At 33.8% G+C, this 22,419-nt stretch carries 27 protein-coding genes; 8 read left to right on the top strand and 19 right to left on the bottom strand.

The window, feature by feature from the left end:
• Positions 1–39: 39 nt before the first annotated feature.
• The 5 genes from K0R77_RS14800 to K0R77_RS14780 all read right to left on the bottom strand — a co-directional run bounded on the left by K0R77_RS14800 (position 40) and on the right by K0R77_RS14780 (position 5,643).
• Positions 40–2,880, bottom strand: coding sequence for a fibronectin type III domain-containing protein (locus K0R77_RS14800; RefSeq protein WP_300353977.1), 2,841 nt, complete (start codon positions 2,878–2,880; stop codon positions 40–42).
• Positions 2,881–3,048: 168 nt separating this feature from the next.
• Positions 3,049–3,726 (bottom strand): RluA family pseudouridine synthase, encoded by a 678-nt coding sequence (locus K0R77_RS14795; protein ID WP_300353976.1) that lies wholly within the window; start codon positions 3,724–3,726, stop codon positions 3,049–3,051.
• Positions 3,727–3,728: 2 nt separating this feature from the next.
• Entirely contained in the window at positions 3,729–4,055 is a 327-nt protein-coding gene (locus K0R77_RS14790) for a hypothetical protein (protein ID WP_300353975.1), read from the bottom strand.
• Positions 4,055–4,870 carry a 3-methyl-2-oxobutanoate hydroxymethyltransferase gene (gene panB / locus K0R77_RS14785; protein WP_300353973.1) on the bottom strand — a complete coding sequence of 272 codons (816 nt, stop codon included), beginning with the start codon at positions 4,868–4,870 and terminating at the stop codon, positions 4,055–4,057. The genes K0R77_RS14790 and panB overlap by 1 nt, the downstream gene beginning before the upstream one ends.
• Positions 4,871–4,929: 59 nt before the next feature.
• The gene (locus K0R77_RS14780) at positions 4,930–5,643 is read right to left on the bottom strand and encodes a Crp/Fnr family transcriptional regulator (protein ID WP_300353971.1); all 714 of its coding nucleotides are present in this window, start codon (positions 5,641–5,643) and stop codon (positions 4,930–4,932) included.
• Positions 5,644–5,733: 90 nt separating this feature from the next.
• On the opposite strand from K0R77_RS14780, the gene K0R77_RS14775 reads away from it, so the two are divergent.
• From K0R77_RS14775 to K0R77_RS14740, 8 genes are all read left to right on the top strand, one after another.
• Entirely contained in the window at positions 5,734–8,112 is a 2,379-nt protein-coding gene (locus tag K0R77_RS14775) for a heavy metal translocating P-type ATPase metal-binding domain-containing protein (RefSeq protein ID WP_300353969.1), read from the top strand.
• A gap of 109 nt (positions 8,113–8,221) precedes the next feature.
• On the top strand, positions 8,222–8,449 hold the full coding sequence (gene ccoS, locus K0R77_RS14770) for a cbb3-type cytochrome oxidase assembly protein CcoS (RefSeq protein ID WP_300353967.1): 228 nt from the start codon (positions 8,222–8,224) through the stop codon (positions 8,447–8,449).
• Between the two features lie 5 nt (positions 8,450–8,454).
• Complete coding sequence (gene ccoN, locus K0R77_RS14765; protein ID WP_300353965.1) at positions 8,455–10,716, top strand: cytochrome-c oxidase, cbb3-type subunit I; 2,262 nt, start codon at positions 8,455–8,457, stop codon at positions 10,714–10,716.
• Between the two features lie 15 nt (positions 10,717–10,731).
• Entirely contained in the window at positions 10,732–10,929 is a 198-nt protein-coding gene (locus K0R77_RS14760; RefSeq protein WP_300353964.1) for a cbb3-type cytochrome c oxidase subunit 3, read from the top strand.
• Between the two features lie 10 nt (positions 10,930–10,939).
• A complete protein-coding gene (locus K0R77_RS14755; protein WP_300353962.1) occupies positions 10,940–11,818 on the top strand; it encodes a c-type cytochrome in 879 nt (292 codons plus the stop codon).
• 100 nt (positions 11,819–11,918) lie between these two features.
• Entirely contained in the window at positions 11,919–13,373 is a 1,455-nt protein-coding gene (ccoG, locus tag K0R77_RS14750) for a cytochrome c oxidase accessory protein CcoG (protein WP_300353960.1), read from the top strand.
• 12 nt (positions 13,374–13,385) lie between these two features.
• Positions 13,386–13,838 carry a FixH family protein gene (locus K0R77_RS14745; protein ID WP_300353958.1) on the top strand — a complete coding sequence of 151 codons (453 nt, stop codon included), beginning with the start codon at positions 13,386–13,388 and terminating at the stop codon, positions 13,836–13,838.
• The gene (locus K0R77_RS14740; RefSeq protein ID WP_300353955.1) at positions 13,829–14,593 is read left to right on the top strand and encodes a sulfite exporter TauE/SafE family protein; all 765 of its coding nucleotides are present in this window, start codon (positions 13,829–13,831) and stop codon (positions 14,591–14,593) included. Before K0R77_RS14745 ends, K0R77_RS14740 begins: the two co-directional genes overlap by 10 nt.
• 77 nt (positions 14,594–14,670) lie before the next feature.
• Here K0R77_RS14740 and K0R77_RS14735 read toward each other — a convergent pair whose 3' ends face one another.
• From K0R77_RS14735 to K0R77_RS17190, 14 genes are all read right to left on the bottom strand, one after another.
• Positions 14,671–15,339, bottom strand: coding sequence for an IS1 family transposase (locus K0R77_RS14735; RefSeq protein WP_300353952.1), 669 nt, complete (start codon positions 15,337–15,339; stop codon positions 14,671–14,673).
• Positions 15,340–15,647: 308 nt separating this feature from the next.
• Positions 15,648–16,145 carry a hypothetical protein gene (locus K0R77_RS14730; protein ID WP_300353949.1) on the bottom strand — a complete coding sequence of 166 codons (498 nt, stop codon included), beginning with the start codon at positions 16,143–16,145 and terminating at the stop codon, positions 15,648–15,650.
• Between the two features lie 291 nt (positions 16,146–16,436).
• Positions 16,437–16,778 carry a hypothetical protein gene (locus K0R77_RS14725; protein ID WP_300353946.1) on the bottom strand — a complete coding sequence of 114 codons (342 nt, stop codon included), beginning with the start codon at positions 16,776–16,778 and terminating at the stop codon, positions 16,437–16,439.
• Between the two features lie 2 nt (positions 16,779–16,780).
• A complete protein-coding gene (locus tag K0R77_RS14720; RefSeq protein ID WP_300353943.1) occupies positions 16,781–17,686 on the bottom strand; it encodes a hypothetical protein in 906 nt (301 codons plus the stop codon).
• Positions 17,687–17,875: 189 nt separating this feature from the next.
• Positions 17,876–18,241, bottom strand: a complete 366-nt coding sequence (locus tag K0R77_RS14715) for a hypothetical protein (RefSeq protein ID WP_300353940.1) — start codon at positions 18,239–18,241, stop codon at positions 17,876–17,878.
• Positions 18,242–18,260: 19 nt separating this feature from the next.
• Entirely contained in the window at positions 18,261–18,626 is a 366-nt protein-coding gene (locus K0R77_RS14710) for a hypothetical protein (protein ID WP_300353937.1), read from the bottom strand.
• An 18-nt stretch (positions 18,627–18,644) separates the two neighbouring features.
• A complete protein-coding gene (locus K0R77_RS14705; RefSeq protein WP_300353934.1) occupies positions 18,645–18,998 on the bottom strand; it encodes a hypothetical protein in 354 nt (117 codons plus the stop codon).
• A gap of 164 nt (positions 18,999–19,162) precedes the next feature.
• On the bottom strand, positions 19,163–19,507 hold the full coding sequence (locus tag K0R77_RS14700; RefSeq protein ID WP_300353931.1) for a hypothetical protein: 345 nt from the start codon (positions 19,505–19,507) through the stop codon (positions 19,163–19,165).
• Positions 19,508–19,516: 9 nt separating this feature from the next.
• Positions 19,517–19,873 (bottom strand): hypothetical protein, encoded by a 357-nt coding sequence (locus K0R77_RS14695; protein ID WP_300353928.1) that lies wholly within the window; start codon positions 19,871–19,873, stop codon positions 19,517–19,519.
• Positions 19,855–20,337, bottom strand: a complete 483-nt coding sequence (locus K0R77_RS14690) for a hypothetical protein (protein ID WP_300353926.1) — start codon at positions 20,335–20,337, stop codon at positions 19,855–19,857. Before K0R77_RS14690 ends, K0R77_RS14695 begins: the two co-directional genes overlap by 19 nt.
• 272 nt (positions 20,338–20,609) lie before the next feature.
• Positions 20,610–20,753, bottom strand: a complete 144-nt coding sequence (locus K0R77_RS17200; RefSeq protein WP_367182750.1) for a hypothetical protein — start codon at positions 20,751–20,753, stop codon at positions 20,610–20,612.
• Positions 20,754–20,765: 12 nt separating this feature from the next.
• On the bottom strand, positions 20,766–20,903 hold the full coding sequence (locus K0R77_RS17195) for a hypothetical protein (RefSeq protein WP_367182749.1): 138 nt from the start codon (positions 20,901–20,903) through the stop codon (positions 20,766–20,768).
• 121 nt (positions 20,904–21,024) lie between these two features.
• Positions 21,025–21,564 carry a hypothetical protein gene (locus tag K0R77_RS14680; RefSeq protein ID WP_300353923.1) on the bottom strand — a complete coding sequence of 180 codons (540 nt, stop codon included), beginning with the start codon at positions 21,562–21,564 and terminating at the stop codon, positions 21,025–21,027.
• 17 nt (positions 21,565–21,581) lie between these two features.
• A complete protein-coding gene (locus K0R77_RS17190) occupies positions 21,582–22,388 on the bottom strand; it encodes an RHS repeat domain-containing protein (RefSeq protein WP_367182748.1) in 807 nt (268 codons plus the stop codon).
• Between the last annotated feature and the right edge of the window lie 31 nt (positions 22,389–22,419).

The following is a 22,419-nucleotide window of genomic DNA, read 5'->3' as shown; positions in this document are numbered from 1 at the left end:
GAAATTTAGAGCCGATCTTTATTTAAATATCAATGAAGATTATTTCTTTATGATTTTTATTGTCTGCTTAGAACCATCTTTCATATCAAGCTGTAAGATATACATTCCTGCAGAAAGATCATTTAATCTTAAAACAGATTCTGCCTGATTGAATGTTCTGATCAATTTACCAGAAACATCTGAAACTCTGATAGATTTTACCAATTCAGGCTTGCTAATATTAACAATTTCTGAAAACGGGTTTGGATATACCTTAATCATCTCTTTTTTATCAGTTTCTGAAGTTGAAAGACAGCCACTGTCTACCGTTGCAGTAACCATTGTTCTTGCAGATTCACAAATTAAACTTACTTGCCAGTCATAGAAATAATAGTATGAAGTTGAAGTTGCATTAGCAGAACAACAATTACCATTCGTGATTGCAAATTGACCCGGAACTGTAAGCGGATAATTCCCCCATGTACTTCCTGACTCTCTAACGAGACTTGTTACTCCACCTGTTTTACTGAGCATCATTAGTTTGTAATTGCTGCCTGGTGCTATTGTAAAGTTTAGTGGAACATATGTTTTTACATATGGCGCAGCTGTACCAGTTAAATTTACCGTTATACTTTGAAGTGTTGTTGCAGGTGTAACGCTTCCATCTTGTAAAGCAATAGTAACCGTACCCGCACCCGTACCTATAGGATAAACATATACTCCATGTATCGTAAATGATGAATAAACATCAAAGAATAAACCCGCTTCTAATGTATATCCACTATCAGAAATTGCATTTGGGAGTGCTGCACTTGCAATGGTAGAAGTCGCTGCCGAAACATAATAAGGAGTTGTTGCAGTAAGAGAAGGAGTTGTAAATGAAGCTCCAGTACCTACAACATTACCTGCTGTTGGAGCATCATACCAAGTAAGAGAACCTGTTGATGTTGCCGTGAGTGTAGCAGTGTTATTTGGGCATACTGTTGCACCTGTTGTTGCTGTAATTGTTGGTGGTTGACATAAAGTGGTAAATGTGACAATCTGAGTAGACCAAGCACTAAAATCAGTTGTAGAACATCTTGACCTCACCCAAACATAATATTTAGTTGAAGGTGTTAATGGGCTAATTACTCCAGACAGTCCGGTAGCGACAGTATTTGACGGTGGTGTAGACTGTGTGGGTGGTGTATCGCTCGTACTGTAATAAATATCATATCCGTTTGATGGAGCAGATACAGAAGCTGTCCACTGTACTTCTGCTGATGTAGGAGTGATATTAGATATATTAATATTTGTAGGTGAAATGCAAGAAGGTTTCGCTTCCCAATATACATCATCATAAAAATGACCTACAGTTGAGGTACCACTATTTCTAATAGCCAATCTTGCATTTGCCGGAACTGTATTTGGAACAATTACAGTATATTCTGAATCTTGTGCTGCGTAAGAAGTGTTTAAAATATTTACAGTTTGAATATTTACAAACGTAGAAGCATCTGTAATATTAGTAATGTATCCAACATCTAAAGAACCTGTTGCAGAAGCAACTCTAGCCTTGAATCTCAACCAATGCGTTCCTGCACTAACGTTGCTAAATTCTGGAAGTACAACCACAGTAGCATTAGCAGGAGTAGAAGTGATTTGGTATAAGTTTCTTGTTCCCGATGCAGGACTTGTTGAACTGATAGTTTGTGCAGTATTGCTTGCTCCTACAATTCTCGTCCAACAGTCAGGAACAATATTTCCTGTTGCATAGCTGTCAAAATTTTCAAACATTGACGTTGCAGGACCGCATAAAGTTTTTGCAATACCCGATAGTGACCATTCACTTTTATCTGGTGCTGTACATACTGATCTCACCCAAACATAATATGTTGTACTTGATGCTAAACTAGGTATAGTTGCAGAAGTACCAGTGATTCCAGTTATTAAAGCATTCGTACTTGAAGTAGGAGCTGTATTAGTCGTGCTATAATAAATTTCATATCCGGTTGCCGGTGCTATTGCAGGAGCTACCCATTGTACATCTACACTGTTTAATGTACTGCTAGGATTTGTAATTGACGTTGGTCTTAAACAAGACGGTGGCGTCCAAGTATAAGTCAATCCGGAACTTGGCATTCCAGGAATAGCATTTACCGTATGAAAAGCTTGCGAACTATTGTTTGCTGTTCCCGCTGTGGAATTTACAAATTCTAATGTTGTAGCATTGAGCCTGTTGTTAAAATCAGCATTAGTAGCTCCTCTTAGACCTACTTGAGCAGTAGAGTTATAGGCAGTACTACCTATGACGTAAGATCCATTAGTATAAACTGTTTTAATTACATTTGAAGTTTCCTGCAAACGTACCTGAAAAGAAAAAGTGTAGACTGATGTTGTAACCGTAACATTAGTAGGTCTGAAATCTTTCCATTGAATAACAATTTCTCTGTTGGGTGCAGTTCCTACAACTTCCCAACTTATGTTTCCTGTAACACCGTTTACATTAAATACACTATTCAAATCTCTACCGAAGGCCGCAATACTGCCATCATATGCAGCCGAATTTGATATCGGTGTTGTGTTTGTGGTTGAGGGGGCAGTTGCTCCAAAAGTCACAAACCCATTAGAAGATACATTCAGCGAAGTATAAGATGTACCATCGAAAATGAATGCAAAAGGCAAAGTAACAGGATATACTTCGCTATTCAAATTAGTTGCCGATGCATTCCCTGTAGCCGTATCCAAAACTGTTCCCGTAATTGGTGTGAAAGTTCCTGAAGACTGCGCAAATGAATAAGAACTTACCTGCGCATTAACATTACTAAAGCCCGTAAATAAACATACTAGCCCAGCCGCAACACTCCTTAAACAATTTCTTGTCTTTTTTGGAGGTGAAAAATGTTTGTAAAAATGTTTCATAAAAAATTTAAATTAGTTTCGAAACAAATATACTCCTTTTTCAAAATAAATTAATAAAATTTTAAATAAAACACAAAAACCACAATATAAACAGTATTAAAATGAGTTATTCACATAAAATCGCACAATTGCTTTATAAAAACATACTACCATTTTTGAAAAAATAAATTACGGTTCACACGCACTCCAAACCGCATCATTCTGCGGAACGGGAGCAACAATTTGTATATTTTCTTTTGTAACCGGGTGTAGAAATTCCAATTTTCTGGCATGAAGATTTATTCCACCATCAGGATTTGATCGCGGCGAACCGTATTTTAGATCACCTTTGATAGGAACTCCCATTTTAGATAGCTGAGCACGAATCTGATGATGTCTACCCGTTTCAAGATCAATCTCAAGAAGAAGATAATTATCTAAAGTCCTGATCACATGATAAGTAAGAATAGACTCTTTTGCACCTTCCGTAACTTTAGTAAAAACAATTGCTTTGTTATTTTTCTCGTTCTTTTTTAAATAATGAACCAGCCTTTGACTTTGGGGAATCATTTCCTTAGCTACGACTGCCCAATATGTTTTTTTGATTTCCCTGTTTTTCACCATTTGCGTCAAACGAGAGAGAGCCTTGGAAGTTTTAGCATAAATCACCAAACCTGAAGTCGGACGATCAATACGATGAACCAAACCAAGAAAAACATTTCCCGGTTTATCATCTCTTTTTTTTATAAAATTTTTAATGGATTCTAAAAGTGGCTCATCACCAGTTTTGTCTCCCTGCACCAATTGCCCGACTTTTTTATTGATAACCAAAAGGTGATTATCTTCATAGAGAATCTGTTCTTCCATATTTACTGACGGGTCGCAGATCTGTTTGTAAACGAAATAATCACTCCGCCAAGCAAACCAATCGTTTTGATAAATGATAAACTGGAATCTATAGGCAAAAACGCTCCGATGATACATAAAGCTGCCGCTCCGTACATCGGATATTTAAATTTTTCATTGGTAAGCAAAGGTGCCTGCAAAATGAAACTCAAACCTATTAAAAGATAAAATAATTTTCTGGAAAGAATATCATTGATTTCCGGTGAAAACAAATGAAACCAACCAATAACTAAACATAATATGGCTAAAATAGAAATCACTCCTTGAGCCATTTGTAAATTATTTCTCATTAGTAACTTTCATTTTGGTTAGGAAAATCAGCACTTTTCACATCTTTCACGTACTGCGCCACAGCTCCTGTGATTTCAGTATATAAATCGAGATATCTTCTTAAAAATTTTGGAGAAAAACCTTTGTTCATTCCCACCATATCATGATAAACCAAAACCTGCCCGTCACAATCAGGACCTGCTCCAATTCCAATCGTTGGAATACTGATGCTTTCTGAAACTTTTTTAGCTAAATCTGCAGGAATTTTTTCTAAAACGATAGAAAAACAGCCTAATTCTTCCAAAAGCTTTGCATCACTGATCAATTTTTCAGCCTCTTCTTCGTCTTTAGCTCTTACTTTATAAGTTCCGAATTGATAAATAGACTGTGGTGTCAAACCCAAATGTCCCATCACAGGAATTCCGGCATTGATGATTTTCTTTATGGATTTTGAAATTTCTTTTCCTCCTTCAATTTTTATAGCGTGTGCACCACCTTCTTTCATCATTCTTACAGATGATTCTAATGCTTTGTCAGGATTACTCTGGTAAGTTCCGAAAGGTAAATCAGCAACGATCAAAGCTCGGTCTATTCCTCTCACCACACTTTGAGTATGATAAATCATCTGATCTAAAGTAATCGGCAAAGTAGTTTCAAAACCTGCCATCACATTGGCTGCAGAGTCTCCGATCAGAACGGCATCAATTCCGCCTGCATCTACCATTTTTGCAGTTGTAAAATCATACGCAGTAAGCATGGTTATTTTCTCCTTATCGAATTTCATTTTTCGTAAGGTTTCAGTAGTAACTCTTTTAATTTCAGAATGAACAGACATAATATATGTATTGTTTAAAAGTTAAAAAGTCGGCTTTCGCCGACTTGTATTGTGTATGATTATAAAACTACGTGACCGAGTTTCATGAGTTTATCGTGATTTAGGATCTTGATATTTCTTCCGTCCACTTCAATGAGGCTGTCTCCTTTGAATTCAGAAATTAACCTAATAGCACTTTCTGTTGCCGTACCGATTATATTCGCAATTTCTTCTCTGGTTAATGAAATTTTAATAAAACCTTCAGGATCTGTACCTAATTTTTGTTCCAGAAGAATTAAAATCTCCGCCAAACGTTCTCTTACCGTTTTCTGTGCTAAGAATGTGATTGTATTCGAAGATTCTCCCAACTCATAAGAAATCTTCTGAAGCATAATGAATGAAAGTTGAGGATCTACCTCAAGAAGATCCATAAAAACATCCGCCGGAAGAAAAGTACATTCTATATCTGTCATTGCTTCAGCTTTTGCCTGAAAATTTTCTCCACAAAGCAATGCACGATAACCGATGATATCGCCTTCTTTTATAAACCTTAAGATCTGATCTTTACCAAAAGAACCTGATTTTGACAATTTTGCTGCTCCTTTTTCTAAAACATAAACCCCTTTCGGAATTTCACCATCATCAAAAATGATATCATGTTTCTGAAAACTCATCTTTTTTTTGGCATTCAAGTATCTTTCAAAATCAGTATTAGAAAGCCTCTCTTTGAAGGATTTATCGTTAAAAACCCTGGCAAATCTTTCTTCAATAGCAATCTGTTTTTCCTGCGACATTTTAATATGACATTTATCACAAAAATAGAACATTTTAACTCGATAAACAAAAAAAAATGTTATAATTTTGTCAGTCAATAATTTATGAAGGTGAGCGAGAACTGTTTTCATTGCGGGCAAGACATAGAAAAGGAAAGAATTCCTTTTGATGACAAAATTTTCTGTTGCAACGGTTGCAAATCTGTCTATGAAATCCTGAATATCAACAATCTAAGTAATTTCTATGAATTAAATAAGAGAGCGGGAATACGGCCAAGCGATGAAAATTCTTCTCAGTTTGATTATCTCGATACTCCTGAAATTTTTGAAAAAATCACAGATTTCTCCGAAGGAAACACGAGTCTTGTTACTTTTAAAATTCCTGTCATTCACTGCTCATCTTGCATCTGGCTTTTAGAAAGTCTTCACACTTTACATAAAGACATCAAATATTCTCAGGTTAACTTTACGAGAAAGACCTTACAGATCTCATTCAACCATAACGATTTAAAATTAAGCGAATTAGCTAAGTTTCTAACCAATTTAGGCTACAAACCTGCCATCAGTTTAGAAACTGCCGAAAAAAACGAAGATCATCTAGACAAATCTTTGTTGGTAAAACTGGCAATTGCCGGATTTGCTTTCGGTAACGGAATGTTCCTTGCATTTCCGGAGTACATTGGCGGTGAAGATGTCTGGATGGAACACTATAAGGGTTTATTCAGATTTCTGATGTTTTTGCTGGCGATTCCTGTGGTACTTTATTCCGCTTCAGATTATTACAAATCAGCTTGGTATGGTTTAAAAAATAAAATCGTCAATATTGATGTTCCGATTGTTTTGGGAATATTCGTTCTGTTCGGACGAAGTGTTTATGAAGTGGTAACTGATTACGGACCAGGATATTTTGATACTTTGTGCGGACTTTTATTCTTTATGCTTCTGGGGAAAATGTTTCAGAAAAGAACGTACAGTTCGCTTTCTTACGACAGAGATTACAAATCGTTCTACCCAATCGCCGTTACCAAAGTTGATTTTGGCGGAAAACAGGAAAATATTTTGCTTTCTGAAATTAAAATCGGAGATAGAATTTTGGTTCGAAATCAGGAAATCATTCCTGTAGATGCTATTTTAATTAATGGTGAAGGAAACATCGACAACAGTTTTATCACAGGAGAAAGTGAAAGTATCAGCAAACAGCCCGGGGATAAAATTTTTGCTGGCGGAAAACAGATTGGTTCATCTCTCGAGCTTGAAGTGATCAAAAATGTAGATCAAAGCTACCTTACCCAGCTTTGGAACAAAGAAGCTTTTAAAAAACATGAAACAGGACTGGATACACTAATCAATAACATCAGTAAATATTTCACATTCATTATTTTAGGTATTGCTTTAATCTCAGGGATTTACTGGTTGTTTATAGATTTAGAAAAAATGTTTCAGGTAATTTCTGCAATTCTGATTATCGCTTGTCCGTGTGCATTGGCACTTTCTTCTCCGTTCACTTTCGGGCACATTATGAGAATTTTAGGCCGAAATAAATTCTATGTAAAAGATACTTTGACGATCGAAAAAATTTCAAAAATCAACGCCATCGTTTTTGACAAGACCGGGACGATTACTGAAAGAAAAAAAACCAATATCAAATTTGAAGGTTCTGAAATTTCTGACTTTGATTTATTGAATATCAAAACTTTACTTAAAAATTCTAATCATCCGCTTTCAAAATCTCTTTATGAATTTATAGAAATCGATGATGAATATTTCCCTGTGGAAAACTTCGTGGAAATTTCAGGAAAGGGTTACCAAGCCAACATTCGTGGAAATTTATATAAAATAGGTTCTGCAAAATACAACGATCAGGAATCTAAAAATCTTGAAACCGCAGTTTACATCAGTAAAAACAATGAGTTTTTAGGGAAATTTATTTTTAAAAATGAATACCGCGAAAACTTGAAAAATCTTTTCAGTAAACTAAATCTTTACAAGATATTTATCTTAAGCGGAGACAATTCTTCGGAGGAAAATCAGCTTAAAGCAATTATTCCTAATGTCAATTCAATGGCATTTAACCAAAGCCCGGAAGACAAGCTGAATTACATTCAAGACTTACAAAACGGAGGAATGAAAGTAGCCATGCTTGGAGACGGATTGAATGACGCCGGAGCATTAAAACAAAGCAACGTTGGAATCGCTATTTCTGATGACACCAACAGCTTTACGCCATCTTCAGACGTTATTATGAACGGTGAAAAAGTATCACAACTAGATAACTATCTGAACGTTTGCAAGGGATCGATCACTATTGTTAAATTGACATTCGTAATCAGTTTTCTTTACAATATTGTAGGGCTGAGTTTTGCAGTCACCGGACATATGTCACCGTTATTTGCCGCCATCTTAATGCCGCTAAGTTCGATCACGGTGATTTCTTTTACTACACTTTCGACCTGGATTCTTGGCCGCAAATATTTCAGAAAAACCGCTTAAACGCTCTTATTTAGACTGGTTTTAAATTAGCAAGAAGCGCTATTTCGTGATTAATGTCATTATTTTTCACTAATTTTGAACCCCGAAAATAGGTTAATTTTGTTGTCTGATGGATATTCTATATTTAATGATCTTATGTAGTGCTTCTTTGGCTGCAGTTTTCCTGATCGTTTTTATAGTAAATGCGAGAAAAGGACAGTTTGAGGATGATGAATCTCCCGCTGTTCGCATACTTTTTGAAGATGAAGTAAAAGAAGATAAAAAGGTAGATTCTGGCAACAAAAACGATAAAGAGGAAAAAGGAGAAAATAATAAAATTGAAGAAAAAAGTGAATAGTTAGTATGGAGACACAAAAGTTTAGTTATGACAACAGTATTGTTCGGGCATTCCTATACGCGACCATAGTTTTTGGAATTATAGGATTCGTGTTTGGGCTTACGGCAGCATTAATGCTTTTCTACCCTGAACTTCCTGAATTTTTATTCGGGACCGATGATACGACAATAAAAAGTCTGTCATCAGGTGATATTCAAGGTTTGATCAACACCCATGGTGCGTTTGGTTTCGGAAGAATAAGAATGTTGCACACCAACACTGTTATTTGGGCATTTGTATGTAATATCGTTTATACCGGTATTTATTACTCATTACAAAGATTATTAAAATCAAGAATGTACAGCGATACATTGTCTTGGTTACATTTCTGGACTTGGCAGTTGATGATTGTTGCTACGTTTATCACATTCTTTATGGGGATCAACACCTCAAAAGAATATGCTGAACACGAGTGGCCAATCGATATATTGATTGCATTCTCTTGGATTATATTCGGAGCAAATATGTTCCTTACTATCGCAAAAAGAAGAGTAAGACACCTGTATGTAGCAATCTGGTTTTATATCGGTACATGGATCGCGGTAGCAATGCTGCACATCTTCAATAACCTTGAAGTTCCGTTATCATTCTCAGGATGGAAATCTTATTCAGTTTATGCAGGGGTAAAAGATGCTATCGTTCAGTGGTGGTATGGTCACAATGCAGTTGCATTCGTATTGACAACACCGGTTTTAGGTTTGATGTATTACTTCTTACCAAAAGCAGCTGACAGACCTGTATTTTCTTACAAATTATCAATTATTCACTTCTGGTCATTAATTTTCGTTTATATCTGGGCAGGACCTCACCACCTTCAGTACACAGCTCTTCCGGCTTGGGTACAGGCAGTATCTACAGGTTTCTCTATTATGCTTATTGCTCCATCTTGGGGAGGTATGCTAAATGGTCTTCTTACTTTGAGAGGAGCTTGGGATAAAGTAAGAGAAAACCCAATATTGAAATTCTTCGTGGTTGCAGTTACCTGTTATGGTATGGCAACTTTTGAAGGACCGCTTTTAGCAACAAAAAACATCAACAAAATCGGCCACTTTACTGACTGGGTTATCGGTCACGTACATTTAGGTGCATTAGGATGGAATGGTTTCATGGCATTCGGTGTGATCTATTATTTAGTACCGATTATGTGGAGAACAAAAATCTGGTCTGTAAAATTAGCTAACTGGCATTTCTGGTTAGGTACTTTAGGAATCATTTTCTACGCAGTACCAATGTATATTGCAGGATTCACTCAAGGTTTGATGTGGAAACAATTTAATCCGGACGGAACATTATTGTGGAAAAACTGGTTAGATACAGTAACTGCAATTATTCCTTATTATAAATTAAGATTTTTAGGAGGTTTCCTATATCTTTCAGGAGGTTTGTTGATGGTAGTCAATGTTTTTGCTACAGTTAGAAAAGGCTCATTCCAAAAAGAAGTTCCTGCAGAAGCTCCGGCTTTAGCAATTATCAGCAAGAAAAGAAAAGAAGGAGAAGGTACCCACCTTTGGTTAGAAAGAATGCCGGTTTTATTAGGTATTTTATCTTTCATCACAATATCTATAGGTAGTTTAATCGAAATTGTTCCTACGCTTTCACTGGATAAGAGTGTACCTACAATTTCTGCGGTAAAACCTTACTCTCCGTTAGAATTGGAAGGTAGAGATATTTACATCCGTGAAGGTTGTAATGCTTGTCACTCTCAGATGATCAGACCTTTCAGAGACGAGATTGTAAGATTTAACGGTAAAAACGGACAATATTCAAAGGCAGGAGAATTCATTTATGACAGACCATTTCTTTGGGGTTCTAAAAGAACAGGACCGGATTTGCATAGAGAAGGTGGTAAAAACCCGAGTTCATGGCATTACAAGCATATGTACAACCCAAGATCTACATCTGCAGGTTCTATCATGCCTCGTTATCCTTGGTTGATTGCAACTAACTTAGACAGATCAAAGATGATCGACAAAATGACGCTGATGAAAAAATCTTTTGATGTACCTTATACAAAAGCTCAGATTGATTCAGCAGATAAATGGGCAGACAATCAGGCAGCTAAAATTGTAAAAGATATCTTCTTTGAAGCAGCTGACTTGAAAACTGAGTATGCTAAGAGACCAGATGTAAAGCTTGAGAAAAAAGAAATCGTAGCATTGATCTCTTATCTACAAAGATTGGGTACAGATATTAAAACTACAGAAATAAAAACAGCTAGTAATAACTAAACATTAAAAGCTCATATGATTCCTCAGAACTTTAAAGATATATTATCCAATACGGAAAATGCAGGTTTGTATCAAACTTTGGCTCTGATTTTCTTTATGATGTTCTTCATTGCTTTGGTGATCTATGTTTTTAGCAGGCCTAAAAAATATTACAAAGAAGAAGAGCATGCCCCTCTTGAGGATGATGAAGATGATTTTAATTTAAAAAATTAAACTATTTATTATGAAACAAAGAACACCAGTTTTTGTAAACATCTTGATAATAATAGGACTTCTGATAGTTTTTTATTATCTATTTGTACAAAGCTATTCGTTTTTAGCTTCGCCATATTTCTGGGGAACTGTGGTGATCAGTGCAATCTTGGCATACATCCACAGTGCAATCGGAGATTTGATTGAAAACAATAAATTCAAAAAACTAACTGCAGAAGAAAAAGCAGCATACCTTAACGAAAAGAAAATTCCTTTCTTAAAAAGACAGTATGATGCGGCTTTCAAAAAGCAGTCTGAAACTGAAGAAAAAGATATCCTTATTGATCATGGTTTTGACGGGATCATGGAATTGGATAATCAATTACCAAAATGGTGGGTAGGTTTATTCTGGTTCGGAACGGTATTTTGTGCAGTGTATATCTGCGCTTATTCATTCACAGATTTTGCACATCCATTAAATGAATATGAAACTGAATACAAAGAGCAGATTGCAAGTATTGCAAAGTATGAAGAAACCCAGCCACAGGTGACGATAGAGACTGCAGAATTCTCTGAAGACAATATCGCAGCAGGTGAGGAAGTTTTCAAAACCAACTGTGTCTCTTGTCACTCAGACGGTGGTAAAGGAGGTATCGGTCCTAACCTTACAGATAACTTCTGGCACAACCAACCTGAAAAAACATTATTCAAAAACGTTTTCCACGTTGTTGAAAATGGTGTTACAGGAACTGCAATGCAGGCTTGGGGTAAAAATGGTGTACTTACAGGAAGAGACATTCAGAATGTTGCAGCGTATGTATATCACATCAACCAGGAACAGCCACCAATTACTCCTGCTCAAGGCGGTGCACCAGCTTACGGTGATGAAGCAAAGTGGGAGAAACAGTAAATTAAAACTTAAAAATATATGATTAAACATAATTTGTTATTAAATTAAAAATAGTAACGAATTATGTTTTTTCTTTTTTAATAATAAAACCACACTAAAAATGTCAGAAAAAGAAGTAGAAATTCTACGCGGCGGACAGGGACAGGTTTTAGATCCTGAAACCTATAGAGACTCTATAGGAACAATGGAACAATCCGGAAAAAGAAAATGGGTTTTTCCTAAAAAACCAAAAGGTAAATACACCAATTACCGAAACATCGTCAGTTATTTATTACTGGCAGTTTATTTCATTGTACCGTTTATAAAAATCAACGGGAATCCTTTCTTTTTATTTAATGTAATTGATAGAGAGTTTTTCATTGTTGGACAGCCTTTTTATCCTCAGGACTTTTTCATCCTTACTTTAGGAGCTATTGCGTCTCTCCTATTTATAATCATTTTTACGATTGCATTCGGAAGAATTTTCTGCGGGTGGATATGCCCTCAGACAATTTTTATGGAATCTATTTTTCGTAAAATTGAATATCTGATTGAAGGAGACCGAAATAAGCAGATGAAGCTTGACAGACAAGAATGGGACAGTGAAAAAATCTGGAAGAGAAGCCTGAAATGGTCAATCTACGTTGTCATTTCATTGATCATTACGCACTTTATGTTTATGTATATTGTGGGTTACGAACAGGTACTCAATATTGTTTCTGATGGTCCTTTTGCACATCCTACCAATTTTATCGTGATGATTCTTTTTACCGCAGCATTTTATTTTGTGTTTGCATGGTTCAGAGAGCAGGTTTGTACATTGGTTTGTCCATATGGAAGATTGCAGGGAGTTTTGATCGATAAAGAAACAATCAATGTTTTTTACGATTTCAACAGAGGTGAAAACCGTTCGAAATGGAGAAAAGGTGAAGACCGGAAAGCCGCCGGAAAAGGCGATTGTATTGATTGTTATCAATGCGTGGTCGTTTGTCCTACAGGAATCGACATCAGAGACGGACAGCAATTAGAATGTATTAACTGTACCGCTTGTATCGATGCATGTGATGAAGTCATGGAAAAAGTAGGCTTACCAAAAGGTTTGGTACGTTATGCATCAGAAAAAGAAATAGAAACCGGAGCTCCATATAAATTTACCGGAAGAATGAAAGGCTTTGCCATTGTTCTTGTTGTATTGGTAGGGTTCTTAGGGTATCTTTTATCAAGTCGCGGCGAGATGGAAGCTAAATTCATTAAACCTGCAGGAAGTACATTCTTTGTAAGAGAAGGAAAAATCACCAATACGTACAACTATACTTTCCTGAATAAGACCAACGATAAAAAAATCGTTACCATCAAAGTGATAGAACCTGCAAGAGGCGAAATCAGCTCCAGTGCATCAAGCAAAATTACAGTAAACAGAGATAAGATCACAAAAGGAACGATTAATATAAGTTTCCCGGAAGATGCCATGAAATTGTCTAAACAAAATATCACCATCGGTGTTTATGACATGAAAGGTGAGCTTATAGATTCTTATGAAACGTATTTCGAAGGACCATTTAAATTACAATTTTAATTTTTTTTAAAAATGAAAAATTTCACTTGGGGACACGGTGTATTGATAGCACTTGGTTCTTTTATTATATTTATTTTATCCATGCTTTTCTTATTTCCTAACGGACAAAAAAATTCCGAAATGGTAACCGATAAGTATTACGAAGAAGAGCTGGAATATCAAACCGTAATCGATGCAAAGAGAAGAGCAGATACTTTGAAAGAAAAACCTGCATTTTCTCAGAATGCATCAGGAATTACTTTGACTTTTCCTAAAAATATCAACAACGCAAATTCTAAGATTAAATTTGTACTAAACAGATCTGATGATCAGAATTTAGACATCAAAAGATCTGAGCAGCTTGATGCCAATCAATCATTTACCATTCCTGCAAAAGTTTTAACAAAAGGAAATTATACGTTACGATTGATGTGGACTATCGACAAGACAGACTATCGACTCGACTATGATGTGATATGGAAATAGCACTTGTAATATCGGCAATCGCTTTAGGTTTTGCTTCCGGTTTTCACTGTATCGGAATGTGTGGTCCTATTGCATTATCGATGGGATTAACGAAAAAACAGTCTACTAATTTTTATCTTCAGAATTTAACCTATCAGTTCGGAAGAATTTTCACCTATGCTTTATTAGGCGGAATTTTAGGAATTATCGGCGAAGGTTTTGAAATGGCGGGTTTTCAACAGTATTTGACAATTGCAGTAGGAATTCTGTTGATTGTAATGGCTTTATTTTCATTTGGAGGGAAAGATTTTGCTTCAAAAATTCCTTTCTTTTCTAAATTTTTGTTTAAAGTAAAATCCAATTTAGGAAAACTTTTACAGAAGGCAGATTACCGCTCAAGATTCACTACAGGAATTCTCAACGGATTTCTTCCCTGCGGAATGGTTTACATGGCTTTAACTGCAAGTTTAGCATCCGGTGGAATTTGGCAGGGAGCTTCATATATGGCTTTATTCGGTTTGGGAACACTTCCATTCATGTTTACCGTAGTTTTGGTCGGAAACCTGATGAATCAGGCGTTCAGACTTAAGATTTTAAAAGCAGTTCCGGTCATTATGATTATTCTTGGAGGTCTGTTCATCGTAAGAGGTTTAGAATTGGGTATTCCTTACATTTCTCCGAGAGCTGAAGCGATGACGATTTCTAAAGACAACAATGGTGAATGTCATTTGCCGGGAGACCACAGCACACATCCGCATAATGCGAATTGTCATTGATTAATAATAATGATCAATTTTACATGTGATCGTGGGAGACTTAAATTATGACCAAAAATAGAGTTTCAGAATAGACGTTAATACGAGAACACTTCTACTAAAACAGATTGTTTTCCTCTGTTAAATCTTTTCAGATGCGTTCTTATACTTAAATTTTTCCGCTCAATGGAATTTGTCCCAAATCTTTTGGTTTCATGAATTTCTTTTGGAATTAAATACTTGTAATTCCTGAGATTATCGGTATAAATCTTTTCCGGATTAGAATTGAGAAGAGTTTTTATTACAGTGTTTAAGGTTTTATTTGTTCGTTTATCTATGTAGAAGCTAGCAACTCTTTTACTTTTTTTATCAATAGCATAAACCAACCATTGCATATTTGATTTCTTTCTGATGAAAAGTCTCATTTCATCAAGTTCGTAAGATTGATAATAGCAGATTTTAGGTTGAGTAATATCCGCTGCAATTTTAATAATTCTTCTAAGTAAAGTTGTTGCGGAAATCTCTAATACTCTGGCTATACTTCTGATTCCTAAACCTTCTTTTGTCAGTTGAATTATTTTTGAATTGATATTCTTATGATAAGCTTTATAACTGTAAGATTCTAAAAATCGTTTATTACAGTTCTTACAGATATACTGCTGTTTTTTAGTTTTTGTAGTTCCGTTTTTGATAATATTTTTTGAATAACAGTTTTTACAAATTCCTGTATCACTAACTCTGATACACGAGGAATGATCTTCAGTCATTTAGATATGTTTTTATCAACAAAAATAAACAAGAGCAGGGAATGCCTACTCTTGTTTTGATTACTTAAAATTAAATAAGTTCTGAAATTCAGTGAGTTAATCTTTCGAAAATGTTCATCACTAACTTTGATACATTACCCACATTTATGGCGCATAAAAAACAATTAAAACCTTTATCATTATAATCGCCACTATTAACTTTAGAATCATTTATAACTTCATTAATTGAACCTGCAACACTATCAGGAACATCAACAGTTCCATTCTGCATTTCGGCAAAAAGTTAAATGCTGTTTTTTGATCAATATTTAAAAATTAGTTGTTAATCTTACTTCTTTTTGTTTTTCATAATCTAATGTATCTATTTTAAGAGGACTTTTTATAACTAACTTTAAAGATTCTAAAGGTTTAATTATTGAATCTCCTATCTCTATCTTTTCTTCCCAATCGGAATGAATTGGCAAACTATCTTTTTCATATATAACATATGTAGCTCCATGATTACTGTAATCAATGCTTTTACGCACTACCAATGATCTTATATTTCTACTTTTGATTTTTTCAAATAACTCTTTATTTTCATCATTGGTTGGAAATAAGTAAAAATAAAAATTAATTAATAAAAATATACAAACTACCGCAAGGGCAGATAATAATATAAAAACAGAACTACTCCTTCTATTAATGTTCATTATTTCTCTTTTTTTAAAGAATTTAGTATTAGTTCTCATCCACGTAGCACCGGCTTCTAATCCCCATCCATTTGCCCCTCCTTTTATTGTATATCCTCTATCGTTTTTCCCCATTGGTTTGGATCAATATTTTCAGAAAAGGAGGTTTTCTTATCTGTAGTTCCTCCATAGCTAATAGTTGCTCCAAAACCCGCGGAGTATAAATTGCCATACCCTGCAAAATTATTAACATGAAACACTTGATCCGGATTTGTAGTTTAATAGGAATAAAATCACCTCCTATTCCTAACATTTATCCGTTAGCCTTTCCATAAGAAACTGAAATTCTCCGTTTCAACTAAAATCATGAACATAATTAGCATAAGTGAAAAATAATCCGTTTAAATATTACTCGTCCTATCCTAACTATTCTAAACCAAATTTATCTTTATAATTAAATCTTTTAATTTCATTAGAACTTTTGATAACTATCTCTAAGGAACCATTTGGTTTTATTATTGAATCTCCGACAGAGACCTCATCATACCAGTCTCTGTAAATCACTATACTGTCTTGATTACCATAAACTAAAAATGGTATATTGTGATTCGCATAATTAATATATTTTTTACTAATTATTGATTTTATTTCCCTTTCTCTCATTTTATCTAAAAAACTTTCACTATTTTTTGAGGGAGAAATGATATTATATAAAAATAATATCGCAATGAAAATCAATATAATTAAAGTATTTTTATTTCTACTCATCATTAATCTTTAAAAAATCTAGTTTCTGTTCTTGATAATGAAATTCCAAATGCAGGTTTTGATAATCCGTATGAAACTCCAAAGGTAGAATATCCTCCTGGATATCTTCCCCATTCTTCCTTAGTTGCCATATTTACGCCATCATGTGCTTGAACTTGAGAAGATCCTCCCCATGAATATCCCCCTCCAAATCCAGAAGTAAAACTATTTCCAAAACCTTTAAAGTCACTAACTTTAAACAAAGTATCGGGGTTTGCAGCTTTTATAGTATTAAATTCAGCCGAAAAACCACTGCTATTCGATAAGGAAAAGCCATAAGAAAAATAGAACTTCCCTCCAAAAGTTCCTTTATAGGAATCTGCTACATAACCAACGCTTCCTGTAAGCCCAATGGGTCCCAAAAATTGTCTATTATATGAAATTTGAGCAGCTAAACCACTCGCACTTGTTGCAGATGTAGTGATTGTGCCACCTGAAATTATACTTAAAGTTTCACCACCCTCCGCATATAAAAGAGTGGTTTCACCATCTCCTGTTGTTGCTGTAGCAGAACCATTTGCATGTAGATAATACATTCTAGCGTAACCATCAGCAGAAGCTCCAATTGTATTGCTTCTACCTAAACTTGTGTAACCCTCTACTGCTTTATTAGTATCTTTCCATTCTACGTTATTTGTTCCATTTTTTTGATACCAATCTGGAGGTTTACTTCCATCAGGATTATTACCATTTGCATTATTCACACTTTCTGCCCAACCATTTATCATACTATAAAAGTCAGTACCTGCTCTCATTCCATCGGGATCAGTAAACTTAATAGGATTATTCATTACATAATTATAGGGTGTCCATTTTCTGTATTGTTCAGCCAAAGGATCTATAACACCCCATCTACCGATTTCCGGCATATAAATTCTTGCCCCGTAATCGTTCCAGCCTGTTTCTTTCTGTACTTCTTTACCGTTAGAACTTCTGCGCTGTTTTTATGATGAAATTAGGATATTGAGATTTCAATACCCTAATCTTTAAATATTACCTCAATTTAGGAGTATAAGAAGTATATACTTTTTGTCCTAAAAAAGATAGAAACTCCAGTTTTATAAACCATTACCTTTTGAGACATGTCTTTTCATTTTATATTTGAAATCTTCAAAGTTAGAATCCCAAAAAAATGGGGGATGATAAGTATACAAAATAGCTAATTCATCCATAAAAAATCTTACTCTTTCGCCACAATTATCGTCATAATCATCATCGTCATAATTATAAATAAAATCATTTGCAAATTCCCTAAAATCTAAGGATGTTAAAAGATATTTATCCTTGTATAAATTTATATACTCAAACATAGAAATAATAAAATCTCTATATTCATCCAAGGTCATCTTGGAAATATTTTCTGGTCTTAGTTCAATTTCTAATTTTTCTTGAATTTGCTTTATGATTACGTCTCTTTTTTTCATAATAATCGCTCAAAAATTTTCATAAACCATTACCTTGCCTCATATCTTTTTTAATTTTATTTTTAAAATCTTCAAAGTTGGAATCAAAAAAATATGGAGCAGGTGTAGAAAAACAGAATATTAATTCATCCATAAAAAATGCTACTCTTTCCCAACAATTATCTTCATATTCATCATAATCATATTTATGATGAATAACCTCACTAAATTCTACAAAATCCTTTTCACTCAAATGGTACTTGTCTTTGTACAAATTTATATATTCAAATATTGAAATCAAGAAATCTCCGTATTGGTCCAGAGTCAACTGATATAGATTTTTCGGATTAAATTCAATATATAATTTTTCTAAAATTTTTCTTATAATAACTTCTCTTTCTTCCATATAATCTTTTGAGAATTTTTATAAACCACTACCTTCCGAGATATGTCTTTTCATTTTATATTTGAAATCATCAAAATTAGAATCCCAAAAATGAGGAGATTGAGTATAGAAAACGCCCAATTCATCAACTATAAATGCTAATCTTTCTGAACAATTATCTTCGAATTCATTTTCTCTATAAATAGTATCCGCATACTCCCTAAAATCATAGTATGTTAAAACATATTTATCTTTGTATAAATTTATGTGCTCAAATAATGATATAACGAAGTTTCTATATTCATCTAAAGTCAATGAACAAATATTTTCTGGAATTAAATCTGTTTTTAATTTTTCTTTAATTTGTTGTATAATTATTTCTCTTTCTTCCATATCTAATTATTTTACAGGTTGCCAAGTTGGGGAAGTACTTTGAATTAATGTTATAAATATCCCTGTGGTAATGGAAATTGCAGATTGAATCTGTCCATTATTTAGAATTTAAAGTTTTCGGAATAGATAATCAAAAATTAGAAATCTGCGAGATCGGGGCTTTGCTAATTAATGTCTATTCCCCATTTTAATTTCATATATTCTTCAAAAGAAACGTTCCAAAATTTTGGTGGTGAACAAAATCCCATTAATTCTGAAAGTATCATTTGCATCCTTTCTTCATAAATATGATTTTTTTCATAATAATCATAGTACTGAATGTGTTTATTATTTATAAAACTTTTTAAATCTTCATTTAAATTTAAACCTTCATATTTAAGTTTTTTAACTTTTATAAAAAAATCTAATATTAATATTTTATAATTCTCATTGCTTAACGACGAAATAGTTTCAAAATCTAATAATTCAAATAGATAATTCAATTGGTTTATCATCTTATTGGTTTCCATAGTTATGCTTTAATTTAAGCTAGAAAAATAAATTTTTTCCCATTTTTGCATATATTCTTCCAATGATATATTCCAAAAAAAAGGTGATGGACAAAAATTTAATATTTCTTCAGTAATAAAACTAAACATATCTTCTTTAATTATATCTCCGCTAAAATGGGAAGACTGATTGGTATAAAGTTTATTAATAAAGCCCTCAATATCTTCTCTTTTAACTCCTTGTTGCTTATACAAGGATAGAATATTAAAAAAATCATAAATAAATTTACGATATTCATCGACAGATAATTTACTTATAATATTATAATTTAGTTTTTCGCTAATGATATCTTTTAATTCTTCAATTTTTATCTTACCGGTGTCCATAATGGTGCTGTTGCTTGTATTCTTAAGTTAAACTCTTGAGCAGTCATTCTATATGCAGGAATTACTCTATAGTAATTTCCTTCAATTGGTGCAGGAACTAATCCTTGAGCAGGTAGAGTAGCTGCATTTATTCTAAATAAAGTCGTTTTATTAGTCGCATTTGGTACATTTGGAGGTATTACATTTCCTATTCCTAATGTTGTTGACAACCCATCTAAAGAAGAAGGATATACGTATTCTGTTCCTATTTTACCACCGATGTCAAGTGGTCTAATTCCTAAAGTAAATCTGTTTTGACCTAACACTGGAAAATTTCCAATTGCCAACATATTTCTATATAAATATAAATTTTCCGTATTTGGTTTATCCGTTGTTGTTATTGGTACATCCCCATAAGCGGTTTTCGTCCAATCTGTTGTTGGGCAATGCCCCATTGTAGGTATTAAAATTGCTCCAAGTGTCAATGCTCCAGCAGATGTAATAGCTGCAACTGTAGCTTCAATACTGGCGATTGCTTCCGTAGCTACTCCTTCAGAAATTAAAGGGCCTACTTGAACAGGAGGTATACGCGTTACAATAGCACCTGGTGCAAAAGTTGAAATACCTGCGCCTTTCTTATTTCCACTAAAAATATTACTGAAGAAGCTTTTAATAGACTGCCACGTTGAAGGACCAGGATCTGTTGAGGAGCTTGCAAAACTCGCTTTATTACCACCCGGAAGTTTCTCATCATAAGCTAACCCATTGCTGAAACCACTGTATTGTAATGCGTACCACTTCCCGAACTCATCATCCCGTCTATGAAAGACTGTGACAATCTTCCGTCAGGATCGATAAACATCACAGGATTATTAACGCCATAATTGTAAGGAGTATGCAATTCTTTAGCATTTTATTGATAAGAATATGCAGGATTTCCAGCCAAAGCATTATACCCGTCATGCTTCATCCCAAAAGGATAATAGTTGTTTTCTTCTAAAATAGCAGGGACACCTGCGCTGTTATAATAACTTAACCTGATATTTCCCAAATGGTCATATTAGTTTAAAAAGAGCAACCAAATAGTTACTCTTTTTATTCATTTTATGAGTAATATTTTCTTAAATATTCATTAATAAAAGAAAACAACACTTCTGATACATTACCACTTTTTATTTTAACTCTCCGCCGTTCTTTATCCAATCATTAATTTTTTGATCCTTTTTTATAATTTCATCATTATTCAAGCCATATTGAATTTCAAAATAATCATATAAATCAACAGACTTTTTAATACGTAAATAATTATAAGGGAAAGAGGAGTATTTTGCATTAAACTCTTTTACATTAGAATTATAAATTGACAATGATCTATTTAATTTATCATTGATATGAGGAATATTTACATATTTTATTAAACTATCATTCAAAGTGTATTCATTATTAAGCAAATCTTTTTTTAACTGATAATCTTTCAAGTAATTTTCTGTCTTATTAATTTGAGCATTAATATTTTCTATATTGTAATTATTTAATAAAACACTATCTCTATAGCGTATTTTTTTTATGTAGTTTTCCCAAGATATATCAACTTCTTGTTTATCTGAAACAAAGGATTTATCAATTCTTTGAATTATCAAAAACATAATACCAAATATGCTGAAAATTATTATAATGAAAGATATTAAGCAACCTTTTGTAGTTCTGTTCATATATTGTTATTATTTAATTACCATTTTCCTTTTGATCCACCACCACCAAAACGACTTGTTTCATATGTGGGGAAAATCGATTTATATACGTTAATATCTGTTTTTTTTATTTGATGTAGAATATATTCGTTTTTCATTTCTAATTTTAGAGTATTTGCTCCAAGTGCCACTATAATACCTGAAACGACTATAGAATAAGCTACACCATCTGAACCCACTAAGCTTTTTTTATAAAAATTAAGTTTATTTACCAATATAGAATAAACTTTGTTTATAGATTTTATATCATCATTTCCATACACTTTAACTAATGCTTTTCTTGAATATTCAAGAGCTTGACCATATCGAAGAATTTTACCATCATAAGTACTTTCTAATAAAGCTTCGGATAATATAGTTTCAGCCATTTGAATGTTTCGATTAAGTTCATACTGTTTTTTGTATGCAAGCGCTGTCTTCTCATCATCACCACCAAACTGCGCTGTATTGAAAGCATTAAAATTAGTATTCTCATTATCCCCAAAAGAATTATTAACCCCACTGGCTTTATTATTTCCTCCCAGTCTTTCATCATAAGCTAACCCATTGCTGAAACCACTTCCTGTATTGTAATGCGTACCACTTCCCGAACTCATCATTCCGTCAATAAAAGATTGTGACAATCTTCCATCGGGATCGATAAACATTACAGGATTATTAACGCCGTAATTGTATGGTGTATGTCTTCTTAGAGCTTCTGCCAAAGGATCTATGACACCCCATCTTCCGATTTCGGGCATATACATTCTTGCGCCGTAATCGTTCCATCCGGTTTCTTTCTGCAATTCTTTAGCATTTTATTGATAAGAATATGCA

It is taken from the genome of Chryseobacterium sp., from assembly GCF_029240215.1.
GTDB lineage: Bacteria > Bacteroidota > Bacteroidia > Flavobacteriales > Weeksellaceae > Chryseobacterium.
The sequence above is the reverse complement of the archived record's forward strand: the minus strand, read 5'-3'. Positions and strand labels throughout refer to the sequence as shown.